This is a genomic window from Streptomyces sp. GbtcB6 (assembly GCF_019091475.1).
Lineage (GTDB): Bacteria > Actinomycetota > Actinomycetes > Streptomycetales > Streptomycetaceae > Streptomyces > Streptomyces hyaluromycini.
This window is the reverse complement of record NZ_JAGXJL010000016.1, coordinates 14,356-27,964: the sequence shown is the minus strand read 5'-3', so window position 1 is coordinate 27,964 and position 13,609 is coordinate 14,356. Positions and strand designations below refer to the sequence as shown.

Annotated in this window: 14 protein-coding genes, 1 other RNA gene and 1 pseudogene; 10 read left to right on the top strand and 6 right to left on the bottom strand. The window is 72.2% G+C overall.

Annotated features, from left to right (window positions below):
• Positions 1-166 precede the first annotated feature (166 nt).
• From KVT45_RS26190 to KVT45_RS26180, 3 genes are all read left to right on the top strand, one after another.
• Positions 167-1,006 (top strand): Nif3-like dinuclear metal center hexameric protein, encoded by an 840-nt coding sequence (locus KVT45_RS26190; protein ID WP_217551487.1) that lies wholly within the window; start codon positions 167-169, stop codon positions 1,004-1,006.
• Entirely contained in the window at positions 1,003-1,746 is a 744-nt protein-coding gene (locus tag KVT45_RS26185; RefSeq protein WP_217551698.1) for a zinc ribbon domain-containing protein, read from the top strand. The genes KVT45_RS26190 and KVT45_RS26185 overlap by 4 nt, the downstream gene beginning before the upstream one ends.
• A gap of 120 nt (positions 1,747-1,866) precedes the next feature.
• Positions 1,867-3,141: a bifunctional RNase H/acid phosphatase gene (locus tag KVT45_RS26180; protein WP_217551485.1), complete on the top strand. Its 1,275-nt coding sequence runs from the start codon at positions 1,867-1,869 to the stop codon at positions 3,139-3,141.
• Here KVT45_RS26180 and eda read toward each other — a convergent pair.
• Both eda and yaaA read right to left on the bottom strand, forming a co-directional pair.
• Positions 3,113-3,763 (bottom strand): bifunctional 4-hydroxy-2-oxoglutarate aldolase/2-dehydro-3-deoxy-phosphogluconate aldolase, encoded by a 651-nt coding sequence (eda, locus tag KVT45_RS26175; RefSeq protein ID WP_217551483.1) that lies wholly within the window; start codon positions 3,761-3,763, stop codon positions 3,113-3,115. The genes KVT45_RS26180 and eda overlap by 29 nt on opposite strands.
• 89 nt (positions 3,764-3,852) lie before the next feature.
• On the bottom strand, positions 3,853-4,635 hold the full coding sequence (gene yaaA, locus KVT45_RS26170) for a peroxide stress protein YaaA (RefSeq protein ID WP_217551481.1): 783 nt from the start codon (positions 4,633-4,635) through the stop codon (positions 3,853-3,855).
• Between the two features lie 103 nt (positions 4,636-4,738).
• Here yaaA and KVT45_RS26165 point away from each other — a divergent pair, with 103 nt between their 5' ends.
• The gene (locus KVT45_RS26165) at positions 4,739-6,175 is read left to right on the top strand and encodes an RNB domain-containing ribonuclease (protein WP_217551479.1); all 1,437 of its coding nucleotides are present in this window, start codon (positions 4,739-4,741) and stop codon (positions 6,173-6,175) included.
• Here KVT45_RS26165 and KVT45_RS26160 read toward each other — a convergent pair.
• The 3 genes from KVT45_RS26160 to KVT45_RS26150 form a co-directional block, all read right to left on the bottom strand.
• Complete coding sequence (locus KVT45_RS26160; protein ID WP_308310869.1) at positions 6,066-6,740, bottom strand: hypothetical protein; 675 nt, start codon at positions 6,738-6,740, stop codon at positions 6,066-6,068. The two genes, KVT45_RS26165 and KVT45_RS26160, sit on opposite strands and share 110 nt — an antisense overlap.
• Positions 6,737-7,501, bottom strand: a complete 765-nt coding sequence (locus KVT45_RS26155; protein WP_217551477.1) for a MerR family transcriptional regulator — start codon at positions 7,499-7,501, stop codon at positions 6,737-6,739. Before KVT45_RS26155 ends, KVT45_RS26160 begins: the two co-directional genes overlap by 4 nt.
• A 64-nt stretch (positions 7,502-7,565) precedes the next feature.
• A complete protein-coding gene (locus KVT45_RS26150) occupies positions 7,566-9,161 on the bottom strand; it encodes an FAD-dependent monooxygenase (RefSeq protein ID WP_217551697.1) in 1,596 nt (531 codons plus the stop codon).
• A gap of 94 nt (positions 9,162-9,255) precedes the next feature.
• Between KVT45_RS26150 and KVT45_RS26145 the strand changes: the two genes are divergently transcribed.
• From KVT45_RS26145 to rnpB, 6 genes and pseudogenes are all read left to right on the top strand, one after another.
• Positions 9,256-9,876 carry a TetR family transcriptional regulator gene (locus KVT45_RS26145; RefSeq protein ID WP_308310868.1) on the top strand — a complete coding sequence of 207 codons (621 nt, stop codon included), beginning with the start codon at positions 9,256-9,258 and terminating at the stop codon, positions 9,874-9,876.
• 86 nt (positions 9,877-9,962) lie between these two features.
• Positions 9,963-10,385, top strand: coding sequence for a DUF4260 family protein (locus KVT45_RS26140; protein WP_217551475.1), 423 nt, complete (start codon positions 9,963-9,965; stop codon positions 10,383-10,385).
• 19 nt (positions 10,386-10,404) lie between these two features.
• Positions 10,405-10,947, top strand: a complete 543-nt coding sequence (locus KVT45_RS26135) for a TetR/AcrR family transcriptional regulator (RefSeq protein WP_217551695.1) — start codon at positions 10,405-10,407, stop codon at positions 10,945-10,947.
• A 78-nt stretch (positions 10,948-11,025) separates the two neighbouring features.
• Positions 11,026-11,793, top strand: coding sequence for an AraC family transcriptional regulator (locus tag KVT45_RS26130; protein ID WP_217551694.1), 768 nt, complete (start codon positions 11,026-11,028; stop codon positions 11,791-11,793).
• 16 nt (positions 11,794-11,809) lie between these two features.
• Positions 11,810-12,595 (top strand): annotated as a pseudogene (locus KVT45_RS58470) (DMT family transporter); the annotation flags it as partial.
• A gap of 115 nt (positions 12,596-12,710) precedes the next feature.
• Positions 12,711-13,120: RNase P RNA component class A (gene rnpB / locus KVT45_RS26120), an RNA gene on the top strand.
• A 7-nt stretch (positions 13,121-13,127) separates the two neighbouring features.
• On the opposite strand, the gene KVT45_RS26115 is transcribed toward rnpB, so the two are convergent.
• A complete protein-coding gene (locus KVT45_RS26115) occupies positions 13,128-13,571 on the bottom strand; it encodes a transposase (protein WP_254647393.1) in 444 nt (147 codons plus the stop codon).
• Between the last annotated feature and the right edge of the window lie 38 nt (positions 13,572-13,609).

Sequence of the window (13,609 nt, the reverse complement as noted above, 5' to 3'; positions counted from 1 at the left end):
GAAGCTAGTTTTCGTACGCACAGGCGGGGGACCGGCAGACGGCTACTTCACACATACGGGTGCACACTCGGCGATTCGCCTGAGGAAACGGTGGCGGGTGTGCTGCCCGTTGCCTCCCGTGGGCGAGCAGGTACAGCCCCGTGGAACAGGCAGGTAGCCTTTCCCCGTGCCCCGTCTGTCAGAAGTCATCGCCGCGCTGGACAACCTGTGGCCCGCCGAGCGGGCCGAGTCCTGGGACGCGGTCGGTACGGTCGTGGGCGACCCCGACCAGGAGGTCACGCGGGTCCTCTTCGCCGTCGACCCGGTCCAGCAGATCGTCGACGAGGCGGTGAAGCTCGGTGCCGACCTGCTGGTCACCCACCACCCGCTCTACCTGCGCGGTACGACGACGGTCGCGGCCTCCCACTTCAAGGGCCGGGCCGTGCACACCCTGATCAAGAACGACATCGCGCTGCACGTCGCCCACACCAACGCCGACACCGCCGACCCGGGCGTCTCCGACGCACTCGCGGGCGCCCTGGACCTGCGGGTCGTACGCCCCCTCGTGCCGGACCCGACCGACCCGGAGGGCCGCCGGGGCCTCGGCCGGGTCTGCGAGCTGGACCACCCGGTCACCGTCCGGGAGCTGGCGGAGCGGGCCGCGACCCGCCTCCCCGCCACCGCACAGGGCATCCGCGTCGCCGGCGACCCCGAGGCCCTCGTCCGCACGGTCGCCGTCAGCGGCGGCTCCGGCGACAGCCTCTTCGACGTCGTACGCGCCGCCGGGGTGGACGCCTTCCTCACCGCCGACCTGCGCCACCACCCGGCGTCGGAAGCGGTCGCCCACAGCCCCCTCGCGCTGCTCGACGCGGCGCACTGGGCCACCGAATGGCCCTGGTGCGAGCTGGCCGCCACCCAGCTCGACGAAATCTCCGACCGCCATGGCTGGGAACTGCGCGTGCACGTCTCCAAGACGGTCACCGACCCCTGGACCAGCCACTCACCGTCCCTTGGAGCCCCCAACTGAACGCCGCGCCCGCCGACCAGATCCGACTCCTCGACGTCCAGGCCCTGGACGTCCGCCTCCAGCAGCTGGCGCACAAGCGGAAGTCGCTGCCCGAGCACGCCGAGATCGAGTCGCTGACCAAGGACCTCACCCAGCTGCGCGACCTGCTCGTGGCCGCGCAGACCGAGGAGAGCGACACCGCCCGCGAGCAGACCAAGGCCGAGCAGGACGTGGACCAGGTGCGCCAGCGCGCCGCCCGTGACCAGCAGCGCCTCGACTCCGGCGCGGTCACCTCCCCGAAGGACCTGGAGAACCTCCAGAAGGAGATCGTCTCCCTCGCCAAGCGCCAGGGCGACCTGGAGGACGTCGTCCTGGAGGTCATGGAGCGCCGCGAGTCCGTGCAGGAGCGGGTCGCCGAGCTGACCGAGCGGGTCGGCGCGGTCCAGGGCCGGATCGACGAGGCGACCGCCGGCCGGGACGCCGCCGCCGAGCAGATCGACGCCGAGGTGGCGACGGTCACCAAGGAGCGCGAGGTCATCGCGGGCTCGGTCCCGGAGGACCTGCTGAAGCTCTACGACAAGCTGCGCGCGCAGCAGGGCGGCATCGGCGCCGCCAAGCTGTACGCCCGCACCTGCCAGGGCTGCCGCCAGGAGCTCGCCATCACCGAGCTCAGCGAGATCCGCGCGGCCGCACCCGACACGGTGGTGCGCTGCGAGAACTGCCGCCGCATCCTGGTGCGTACGGCCGAGTCGGGCCTGTAAGAGGTTGCAGTTGCAAGAGCCTCTAAGGGCTGCTGGAAGAAACAGCTGCCGTTAGAGGTTGTAAGTCCCGCAAGGGTCTATAAGGACTGCAAGGGTCGCAAGAAGACACAAGGGGCTTACGTGGCAAGGGAGTTCATCGTCGAGGCGGACGGCGGCTCCCGGGGCAACCCGGGGCCGGCCGGCTACGGCGCGGTGGTCATCGACGCGGCGACCGGCGAGACGCTGACGGAGGCGGCCGAGTACCTCGGCGTCGTCACCAACAACGTCGCCGAGTACCGGGGACTGCTGGCGGGCCTGCGCGCGGCCCACGCCCTGGACCCGACCGCCGCCGTCCACGTCCGCATGGACTCCAAGCTGGTCATCGAGCAGATGTCCGGCCGCTGGAAGATCAAACACCCCGACATGAAGCCGCTGGCGACGGAGGCGTCCCGGGTCTTCCCGGCGGGACAGGTGACGTACGAGTGGATCCCGCGGGAGAGCAACAAGCACGCGGACCGCTTGGCGAACGAGGCGATGGACGCGGGCAAGCGGGGCGAGCAGTGGTCGGCTTCGGCGTCGACGGCTGAGCTGGACGCGGGCGCGAAGGTACGAACCGCGTCGGCAGCGCCCCGTGAGGGGCGCGGGGCTGAGACATTCGCGGCTCCGCCGCGTGGGCGCGACCAGCCCCCACGCACCGGCACTGTGACGACCACCGACCCCACCACCGTCGCCGACACCCGCGCCGCCCGCACCGTAGCGAGCCCCGGCTGGAGCTCCGCCCCCGACCTCGGCGCCCCCGCGACTTTCGTGCTCCTCCGCCACGGCGAAACCCCCCTCACCCCCCAGAAACGCTTCTCCGGCAGCGGCGGCACCAACCCGGAACTGTCTCCCGTCGGCCTGGAGCAGGCGCAGCGCGCCGCCGAGGCCCTCGCCCGGCGCGGCACGATCGAGACGATCCTCGCCTCCCCCCTCACCCGCACCCGGCAGACCGCCGCGGCCGTCGCCGAACGCCTCGGCCTCGACGTCACCATCGAGGAGGGCATCAAGGAGACGCACTTCGGCGCCTGGGAGGGCCTCACCTTCGGCGAGGTCCGCGAGCGCTACCCCGACGACCTGACCACCTGGCTGGCCGACCCGTCGGCCCACCCCACCGGCGGAGGCGAGAGCTTCGCCGAGACGGCGGCGCGGATCGCGGCCACCCGGGACAAGCTGATCGCGGCCTACGCCGGCCGCACGGTCCTGCTCGTCACGCACGTCACGCCGATCAAGACGTTCGTGCAACTCGCCCTCGGCGCCCCGCTCCAGTCCCTGTTCCGCATGGAACTGTCGGCGGCCTCGCTGTCGGCGGTGGCGTACTACGCGGACGGCAACGCGAGCGTACGGCTCTTCAACGACACGTCCCACCTGCGTCCCTGACCCCGTTCCTGAGCCCCGCCGCGGCCCGGGCCAGCTCCCGGACCCGGGCCCAGTCCCCGGCGGCGACGGCGTCCGCCGGGACCATCCAGGTGCCGCCCACGCAGCCGACGTTGGGGAGGGCGAGGTACTCCGGCGCGTTGTCCGGGCCGATCCCTCCCGTCGGGCAGAAGCGGGCCTGCGGCAGCGGACCGGCGAGCGACCTGAGATACGCCGTGCCGCCGGCGGCCTGCGCCGGGAAGAACTTCATCTCCCGCACCCCGCGTTCGAGCAGCGCCACCACCTCCGAGGCGGTCGACACCCCCGGCAGGTAAGGCACCCCGGACGCGGTCATCGCCGCCAGCAGCCCGTCCGTCCACCCGGGACTGACCAGGAACCGCGCCCCGGCCGCGACGCACTCGGTCACCTGCGCGGGCGTGAGGACCGTACCCGCACCGATCACCGCCTCCGGCACCGCACCGGCGACGGCCCGGATGGCGTCCAGCGCGGCCGGCGTCCGCAGGGTCACCTCGATGGCGGGCAGCCCGCCGTCCACCAGCGCCCGCGCCAGCGGCACGGCAGCGGCGGCGTCCTCGATGACGACGACGGGGACGACGGGCGCGAGGTCCAGCACGGAGGTGGGCATGGCGCCATCCTGCCGAGGCGATGCAGAGCACGCAAAGCTCATTGCGCATGCTGCAATGCGGCAATGCGGCAATGCGGCAGGGTGGGGGGTCAGTGAACCTCTGTCACCAGCACATCCAGCGACCACGCCTGCCCCGCCTTCGCGGGCGCCGCCACCTCCACCTCGTACCCCAGCTCCCGCAGCGCCTCCACCAGCTCAGCCGGACCACCGGGCGCGATCCCGGCGGCCAGCAGACTGCGCACCATCCGCCCCTTCGTCGCCTTGTTGAAGTGGCTGACCACCTTCCGCGTCGGCGCGTGCAGCACCCGCACGGTCGCCGTCCGCGAGGCCACCTCCCCCTTCGGCTTCCACGCGGCCGCGTACGCCGCCGACCGCAGATCCAGCACCAGCCCCGTCCCGGCCGCCTCCGGCAGCACCTCGGCCATCGGCTTGCGCCAGTGCGTACCCAGCGCGCCCAGCCCCGGCAGCTTCACCCCCATCGAGCAGCGGTACGACGGGATCCGGTCCGTCACCCGGACCGCGCCCCACAGCCCCGAGAAGACCAGCAGCGACCGCGCGGCCCGCTTCTTCGCCGCGGCGTCCAGGGAGGCGAGCCCGAGGGCGTCGTACAGCACCCCGGTGTAGATCTCCCCGGCCGGCCGCGCGCCCGCCGTCCGCAGCGCCGCGTTCTTGGCGACCTCGCCGCGCAGCCCCTCGCTCAGCCCGAGAACCTCGCGGGCCTTCTCCTCGTCACCGGTGCACAGGTCGACCAGCTCGGCGAGCACGGCCTCGCGCGCCGCCGCGAGCCCCGGCAGGGACAGCGACTCCGGCTTCAGCGGGGCACCACGCCCCGAGGACGCCTTGCCCTCCGAGGGCGGCAGCAGGACCAGCACGGGTACTCCTCTTCACCAACGACGTTCACGACCGACGTTTCATCATCGACGCTTCGCGCCAGCGTAAAGCGCCGGACCGGCGTCCTGTGACTACGCTCGTCCTATGCCCCGCCGCCACATCCGCGTCAAGGGTGCCCCCGAGGCCCCCCTCCGGGCCGCGCTCGCCGCGCTCCGGGCCGACCTGCACATCCCCGAGAGCTTCCCACCCGAGGTCCTCGCGGAGGCCGAGGGCGTCGCCAGGTTCCCGGCCGTGCCCGGCCACGACGCGACCGACATCCCCTTCTACACGGTCGACCCGCCCACCGCCGACGACCTGGACCAGGCGATGCACCTGTCCCGGCACGAGGGCGGCTACCGCGTCCGGTACGCCATCGCCGACGTCGCCGCCTTCGTCGTACCCGGCGGCGCACTGGACTCCGAGGCGCATCACCGTGTGAACACCCTCTACTTTCCCGACGAGAAGGTGCCGCTGCACCCCACCGTGCTGAGCGAGGGCGCGGCCAGTCTGCTCCCCGGCCAGACCTGCCCGGCCGTCCTGTGGACCATCGACCTGGACGGAGACGGACGGACGCTGACCGCCGAGGTCCGCCGGGCCCTCGTGCGCAGCCGGGCCAAGCTCGACTACGCGGGCGTGCAGAAGCAGATCGACGAGAAGACCGCCGAGGAACCCGTCGCGCTGCTCAGGGAGATCGGCGAGGCCCGCGAACGTCTGGAAGTGGAGCGCGGCGGCATCTCCCTCAACGTGCCGGAGCAGGAGATCGTCGAGTACGACCACACCTACGAGCTCAGCTACCGCGCCCCGCTGCCCGCCGACGCCTGGAACGCCCAGATCTCCCTGCTCACCGGCATGGCCGCCGCCGACCTGATGCTGGCCTACGGCACCGGCGTCCTGCGCACCCTCCCGACCGCCCCCGACGGAGCGGTCGCCCGCCTGCGCCGTACCGCGCACGCGCTGCACATCGAGTGGCCGCACCATGTCTCGTACGCCGCGCTGATCCGTTCCCTGAACCCGCGCCGCCCCCGCCACGCGGCCTTCCTCCAGGAGTGCACCACGCTGCTGCGCGGCGCCGGCTACACGGTCTTCCGCGACGGCGCCCTGCCCGCGGTCACCACCCACGCCGCCGTCGCCGCCCCCTACGCCCACTGCACCGCGCCGCTGCGCCGCCTGGCCGACCGCTTCGCCTCGGAGCTGTGCCTGGCGGCGGCCGCCGGCGAGGAGCCGCCCGACTGGGTGCTGATGGCGCTGGACACGCTTCCCAAGCAGATGGCCGAGGGCGCGCGGCGCGCGGGCACCCTGGAACGGGAGTGCGTCGACATCGTCGAGGCGGCCCTGCTCAAGGACCGGGTCGGGGAGGTGTTCGACGGGTGCGTGGTGGAGGTCGAGCCGCGTCAGCCGACCGTCGGGAAGGTGCTGTTGCAGCAGCCCGCCGTCATAGGCCGGATCGAGGCCGACGCACCTCTCCCGCTGGGCGAACGGCTGCCGGTGCGGTTGACGGAGGCCGACCCGGGGACGACGAAGGTGCGCTTCGCGCCCGCGTGAGCTGCCGTGTCGTGGTGAGTTGTCGTACGAGGTCGGTGGCGTCGTCGGCATGGAAGCGGACCACGCCCACCTCCTGTCGGCGGCCCAGCAGGCTGAAGTGGGCGACGGGCTCGGCGAGTTCGAGGGTCACCGAGGTCTGCGAGCCGATGGGCACGTCGAGTTCGCCGGCCGTCTTCTCGTGCAGGTAGCGCGTCTCGCGCCGTACGGCCCTGATCGCGTCCAGCGGTATGCGCAGGTCGAGCCGGACGCCGTTGCGGACGTGCAGCGCGTCCGGGGTCAGCAGGTGCGGGTGGACGACGGAGGCCGCGTGCAGCCCGATGACGAAGAGGACGGTGTAGACGTCCAGGACGAGGAGGACGAGGTGCACGGCCGGCCAGTTGCGCAGCAGCACCGACACACCGACCGTCTCGATCACGCACACGAAGGCGAGCCCGAACATCATGGCGCCCTGGCCCCGGGCGTACCCGAAGCGCGCCCCCGTCCCTCTGGTCCGCCGGGCGGCCCACAGCACCAGACTCGCCAGCAGCCGCAGCTCGTGCCGGAGCACGGCGTACGCCGCCTTCACGGCCGCTCTCCGGCTTTCCTGGCCACGACGATGTCCAGGGCCCGGCGGATCGCCGCGGCCTGGGCCGGGGCGAGGTCGGCGTAGAGGGCGCGCAGGAAGCTGTCCTCGTGGTCGATGACGTCGCCGGGGAACACCTCCTGGGGGATGCAGTCGGCGAGGACCCGGGCTGCCTCGGCCACCCGGGGGTCGTCGAGGCCGGCGTCGGCGAGCGCGTCGAGCAGGGCGTAGGCCTCGGCCGCCCGGGCCGTCGCCTGCGGTGAACCGGCGATGGCGCCGGCAAGGGACATCAGCCGCTCCCGGTCCGCCGGGTCCGCCACCGTCTCCATCAAGGCGAACACCTCACGGTCCTTGGCGGCCATCGGGGAGCCGGCGAGCCGCGGGGCCGTCTCGGCGAACAGGGCGGCCAGTTCGGGCGAGACGGGCCCCTCGGCGGGCAGTTCGCCGGCGTCCAGCAGGGCCCGCAGCCGTTGCCGCCGCTCGTGGATCTGCGCCTCCTGCCGGGCGAGGTCCCCGTCGAGTTCGGTGAGCACCTCGACGAGGTCCTTGCCGGCGTCGTCCGCGAGGACGTCCCGCACCTCGGCGAGCCCGAGCCCCAGCTCGGTCAGCCGCCGGATACGGGCGAGGACGACGGCGTGCCGGAGGGTGTAGTCCCGGTAGCCGTTGGAGAGCCGCTCGGGCTCGGGCAGCAGGCCCTGGTGGTGGTAGTGCCGCACCGTGCGCGTGGTGACGCCGACGGCGGCGGCGAGTTCTCCGATCCGCATGGGACCAGTAGAGACGTTGACGTCGCGGCAGGGTCAAGCCGCCGATCCGTGGGCTCCCGTGGACTCAGGCGGCGACGAACCAGCGGGTCAGGGCGTCGTCGAGGTCGTCTCCCTGATGATCCTCATCCGCGGCCCAGGCCACGAACCCGTCGGGCCGTACGAGCAGACCGGTCAGCCCCGGCCGCCCCGGGCAGGCCGCGGTGACGACGTCCACCCGGTCGCCGTACCCCTCCGCGCGGGCGCGCAGCTTCGGGTCGTCGGCGAGGTCGAGGAGCAGGGCGCGGCCGTCGTGCAGGTGGTCGCCGAGCCGGGTGCCGTCGGCGAGTTCCAGGTCCGGGGCGCTCTGCCCGGTCAGCGGGTGGTCGCCGGGGAGGTCGTAGTGCTGCCAGACGCCCGAGATCTGCTTGACGAGGTACGTCGTCCCGGCCGTCGTCAGCGCGAGATCGGTGACCACCCGGCGCAGGGCGCGGGCGTGCCGGTCGGGGCGCATCACGGCGATCTGGGCGCGGGTCCAGTCGAGCACCCAGGCGCCGATCGGGTGCCGTTCCGCGGTGTAGCTGTCGAGGAGGGATTCGGGGGCCGTCCCGCGCACCACGGCGGCCAGCTTCCAGCCGAGGTTCATTGCGTCGCCGAGCCCGAGGTTGAGCCCCTGCCCGCCGAACGGCGAGTGCACGTGCGCCGCGTCCCCCGCGAGCAGCACCCGGCCCTTGCGATAACCGCTCGTCTGCCGGGCGTTGTCGGTGAACCGGGTCGAGGAGTGCACCCGGTGGATGGCCACCTCGTCCACGCCCGACACCCGGCGCAGGGAGGCTTGCAACTCCTCGGCGGTGATCGGCGCGGAACGGTCGGCGGGCGGCCCGTCGAACTCGACGGTGAGGATCCGGCCGGGGAAGGGCCCGTTGACGTACGTCCCCACGTCGGTGGTGTTCCAGCCGACCCCGAGCCGCTCGCTCCCGCTCATCTCGACGACCGCCTGATAGCCGGTGATCTCCGGTTCGGTCCCGGGGAAGTCGAACCCGGCGAGCTTGCGGACGGTGCTCCGCCCGCCGTCGCACCCCACCAGCCACCCGGTCCGGACGTCTTCGTCGCTCCCGAGGTGTACGACCACCCCGTCGGCGCCGTCGGCGGCGTTCTCGTCCGCGTCGAAGCCGGTCAGCTCCACGCCCCGGCGGACCTCGACGCCGAGCCGCTCGGCACGGGCGGCCAGGATCCGCTCCAGGTGTGCCTGCGGGACCCCGAGTCCGACCCTGTCGGCGGGGCCGATGTCGGCGAACGCCGGGTCGGAGACGTCGAACAGGTCACCGCGCAGCATGATCCCGGCGAAGTGCCCGGCGAACTTCGGGGGAGTCCGGGGCGCGTCGGCACCCCGCTCCTGCCCCTGCTCCCCGAGGAAGGCCCGCAGCCGCCACATGTTCTTCTCCCAGGCCGCCGCGAGCTCGGGCAGCATCCCCCGCCGGTACAGCGCCACCGCGCCCGCCGTGTTGATCCCGCCCGCCTTGATGGTCTCGTCCACCTCGGCCAGCCGCTCCACGACCAGCACGCTCGCCCCGCCGAGCCGCAGCTCGCCGGCGAGGAAGAGCCCGACAGGCCCGCCGCCGGCCACCACCACGTCGTAGACCGCGCCGTTCGTACGGTCTGTCGCCGTCACGCCCTCGGTCATGCCCTGGGTCACGCTCTCAGTCACGCTCTCAGTCCTTTTGTCGGTCACGCCATTACTGTAGTCACTAAAAGTTTTGGGCGGCTATAGTTTTCTCGTGACGGATGAGAACAGGCCAGGGGAGTCCCTGCGGGAGCGCAAGAAGCGGGAGACGCGGCAGCGGATCTCGAACATCGCGACGGGGATGTTCCGGGAGCGTGGCTTCGACCAGGTGACGGTCGCCGAGGTCGCACGGGTGGCCGGTGTCTCGGCGATGACCGTCTTCAACTACTTCCCGCGCAAGGAGGACCTGTTCCTCGACCGCATCCCGGAGGCCGTCGCGGCCTTCGCCGGGGCGGTGCGGGACCGTGCGCCCGGCGAGCCCCCGCTCGCGGCGCTGCGCCGCCTGGCCTTCCGGTTCATCGACGCGCGACATCCGCTGGGCGGACTGGGGGAGGGCTTCGCAGGCTTCTGGTCGGTGGTCGCCGACTCGCCGGCGCTGCTGGCCAGGGCCCGCGAGGGGGTCGAGGAGGTGGAGTGGGCGCTGGCCGCGGCGTTCGCCGAGGCCGGGCTCGCCGCCCCGGAGCTGGTGGCGGCCGTGACCGTCGCCGCGTACCGCTCGGTGTGCGTCGCCTCCGTGCGCCGTCAGCTCGCGGGTTACCCGTTCGCGGAGATCGTCGAGGACCACCGGGAGCGGATGGGGGCGGCGTTCGACGCCCTGGAGCGGATGGTGCCGTGACCGCACCGCACTCGCTTGACGGCTAACACTGTTAGCCCTATCGTCAGGGCTAACGGCGTTAGCTGAATTGCCTTCGGGAGGCAGCCATGACCAGCACCACGAACGTCACCCCGGTCCTCCGCACCGCCACCGTGGTGGCCCGCCGCACGGCGTGGCTGGCCGCCGCCCTGTTCTGGACGGCGTTCGCGGTCCTGGAGGGCGTGCACCACGGCTGGCTCGCCGGCGCCCTCGCCCTGCTCTTCCTGATCCTCCCGGACCTCACCTTCCTGGTAGCCCTCGACGAGGCGCCCCGGATGGCGAAGGGCCGGCTGGCGCCGCGCGCGGTGCCGTACTACAACGCGATGCACCGGGCGCTGGTGCCGCTGGGCCTGCTGGTGGCGTACGCGGCGCAGCCCTTCTTCTCCTGGCCCCCGGCGTTCGCCGCACTCTGCGGCTGGCTGGCCCACATCTCGTACGATCGCGCCTTCGGCTACGGACTGCGGACGAAGGAGGGTTTCCAGCGTGACTGACGCGACTGGCGCGACTGACCTGACCGACCGGCTGACGCCGAGGGCGCGGGAGATCGTGGCGGCGGCCCGGGAACTGCTGGAGGAGTCCGGCCCCACCGTCCTCACCATGCGCACCCTGGCCGACCGCCTGGGCATCAAGGCTCCGTCGCTCTACAAGCACTTCCCCGACAAGCACGCCGTGGAGGTCGAACTCATCGCGCAGATGCTGGAGGAGTCGGCCGAGGCGTTGGAGACGGCGGAGGCGGCGGAGGCGGCGGCGGAGTCTCGCACCCCCGGCTCCCTGGAGACGCTGGCCGAGGCCTATCGCACATACGCCCTGGCCCACCCCCACCTCTACTGCCTGGCCACGGAACGCCCCCTCCCGCGTGCCGCTCTGCCGCCCGGTCTTGAGGACAGGGCTGCTCTCCCCCTCCTCCGCGCCTGCGGCGGCGATCTCGACCTGGCCCGCGCCACCTGGGCATTCGCCCACGGGATGGTGATCCTGGAGATCCACGGCCGCTTCCCGGAGGACGCCGACCTGGACGCGGCATGGAAACGGGGCCTGAGGACGTTGCACCCTTAGCGCAAGGGGGTGCCGAAGGTGGCTGAACACGCACGGTGGACAAGAGCACGGCTGGGCCGCTGCGGCCCGCCGCTCGACATGCTGACGGCGCGCTTCGACAAGCACGTGTACGCCCCGCACGCGCACGCCGAGTTCACGATCGGGGTGTGCGTCGACGGCTCCGAGGTGATCGCCTACCGGGGCGGCCACATCCACACCGGCCCCGGTTCGATCGTCGTCCTGGCCCCCGGTGAGATGCACACCGGCGGCCCGGCCACCCCGACCGACGGCTACGCCTACCGTGCCCTGTACGCGGACCCGTCCCTGTTGGCGGACGGCACGCTGGACGCCGTACCGCACTTCCGGGACCCGGTCGTCGACGACCCGGAACTGGCCGCGGCCTTCCGCCAGGCCCACACCGAACTGGCCGCCTGCCCGGACCCCCTGGAGGCCGAAACCCGCCTCCCCTGGCTGCTGACCGCTCTGTCCCACCGCCACTCCACGGCGCGACCGGCGAGGGACGAGATCCCCGGAGCCCACGGCATATCCCTCCTCGTCCGAGACCGCCTCGCCGACGAACTCACCTGCCCGCCCTCCCTCGCCGACCTGGCGGCCGACCTCGGCCTCTCCCGCTACCAGCTGCTCCGGACCTTCCGTACGACGATGGGCGTCCCGCCGTACGCCTGGCTGGCCCAGTACCGGGTGACCCGGGCCCGTGCCCTCCTGGACACGGGCCTGCGCCCCGCGGAGGCCGCCACGCTCGTGGGCTTCGCGGACCAGGCCCACATGACCCGCTGGTTCCGCCGGGTACTGGGGGTGACCCCGGCGGCGTACCGCAACAGCGTTCAAGACGCGTCACGGTACTAACACCGATGCTTGGCGCATGACTGCACGCGGCTGGTTCCTGTTCTCCCTCATGGGAGTGATCTGGGGCATCCCCTATCTGATGATCAAGGTGGCGGTGGACGAGGTGTCCCCGTCAATGGTGGTTTTCGCCCGCTGCGCGGTAGGCGCGCTGCTCCTCCTCCCACTGGCGATCCGCCAGGGCGGCCTGTTCCTCACCGTCCGCACCCACTGGCGCCCGATGCTGGCCTTCGCGTGCATAGAGATCATGGGCCCGTGGTTCACCCTGACCGACGCGGAACGCCACCTGTCCAGCTCGACGGCGGGCCTCCTGATAGCGGGCGTACCGATCGTGGGCGTGGTGGCGGCGCGCTACTTCGGCGGCGAACGGGAGCACCTGGGCGTACGGCGCATCACGGGCCTCCTGATCGGCCTCGCCGGCGTAGCGGTCCTCACCATCCCCCACCTGACCGGCGGCGACGCCCGCTCCCTCGGCGAGGTCCTCCTCACGGTCATCGGCTACGCGACGGCGCCCCTGATAGCGGCCCGCCGCCTGAAGGACGTCCCGACGCTGCAGCTGATAGCGCCGTGCCTGACCCTGGCGACCCTGGTCTACGCGCCGGCGGCGGCAGCGACCTGGCCCTCCTCCCTCCCCTCGACGAACGCGCTGATCTCCCTCCTGGCCCTGGGCGTCCTGTGCACGGCGGTGGCTTTCGTGGCCTTCCTGGAGCTCATCAAGGAGATAGGCCCGACCCGCTCGACGGTGATCACGTACGTCAACCCGGCGGTGGCGGTGGCGGCGGGTGCGTTGTTCCTGGGCGAGAGCTTCACTCCGACGATCGCCGTGTCCTTCGCGTTGATCCTGACGGGGTCGGTACTGGCGACGATGGCCTCGGCACCGAAGAGGCCGGAACGCCCGGTAACATGGTCGACACGGCAGACGAGCCGGGCGGACGGCCGCGTGGAGTCCCCTTGACGGGGGGCTTCCCGAGGAACGTCCGGGCTCCACAGGGCAGGGTGGTGGCTAACGGCCACCCGAGGCGACTCGCGGGACAGTGCCACAGAAAGCAAACCGCCGGGGACCTCGGTCCTCGGTAAGGGTGAAACGGTGGTGTAAGAGACCACCAGTGCCCAGGGCGACCTGGGCAGCTAGGTAAACCCCACCCGGAGCAAGGTCAAGAGGGGCCGCTGTAACAGGCGACCCTGCGGGGACGTTCGAGGGCTGCCCGCCCGAGCCCCCGGGTAGACCGCACGAGGCCGGTGGCAACACCGGCCCTAGATGGATGGCCGTCGCCGAGGGCTCCGCGAGGAACCCTCGGAACAGAACCCGGCGTACAGCCCGACTCGTCTGCCGCTCTCTATTTCCGCAGGTCAGAGTTCATGTTTACCCGTTGAACAAACTGGCCGGGTCGGATCCGGGTCGAATGCGTGCCGTGCGAGTGGGTGACGGCGCGGAGATATACGGCTCGTATCGTCCACCCGGTGTCGCGGTGGCCAGTCGAGTAGGGGATTGGCCGGTGGCCAAATCGGCACGCTGCCCGCAGTGACTGCGAGTCCACGATGGCGGCCGTCGGGTCCGGTGAACGGCCTTCCTTCTGGCGCACCTTGTCACGCAGCCGGTCGTGGAACTCGGCAAGCAGACCTGTCACCTGCCAGCGGCGGGCGAAGGTGTGCACCCGCCGGTACGGCGGGAAGTCACAGGGTAGATTGACCCACTTCACGCCGTTGTCGACGACGTAGCGGACCGCATCCAGCATCACGCGGTGGCAATCACCCTCCGGCCCCCCGCCCCGCCCCTGCAGCCACGCGGGGACCGGCAGCAGTGGCCGGATGACCTGCC

Bases quoted from the DNA above. Each gene is read 5' to 3' on its own strand.
- KVT45_RS26140 (WP_217551475.1), top strand. From the start codon at position 9,963: ATGACCAGCACCACGAACGTCACCCCGGTCCTCCGCACCGCCACCGTG.
- KVT45_RS26155 (WP_217551477.1), bottom strand. From the start codon at position 7,501: ATGCGGATCGGAGAACTCGCCGCCGCCGTCGGCGTCACCACGCGCACG.
- KVT45_RS26150 (WP_217551697.1), bottom strand. From the start codon at position 9,161: ATGACCGAGGGCGTGACGGCGACAGACCGTACGAACGGCGCGGTCTAC.
- KVT45_RS26165 (WP_217551479.1), top strand. From the start codon at position 4,739: ATGCCCCGCCGCCACATCCGCGTCAAGGGTGCCCCCGAGGCCCCCCTC.
- KVT45_RS26130 (WP_217551694.1), top strand. From the start codon at position 11,026: ATGCTGACGGCGCGCTTCGACAAGCACGTGTACGCCCCGCACGCGCAC.
- eda (WP_217551483.1), bottom strand. From the start codon at position 3,763: ATGCCCACCTCCGTGCTGGACCTCGCGCCCGTCGTCCCCGTCGTCGTC.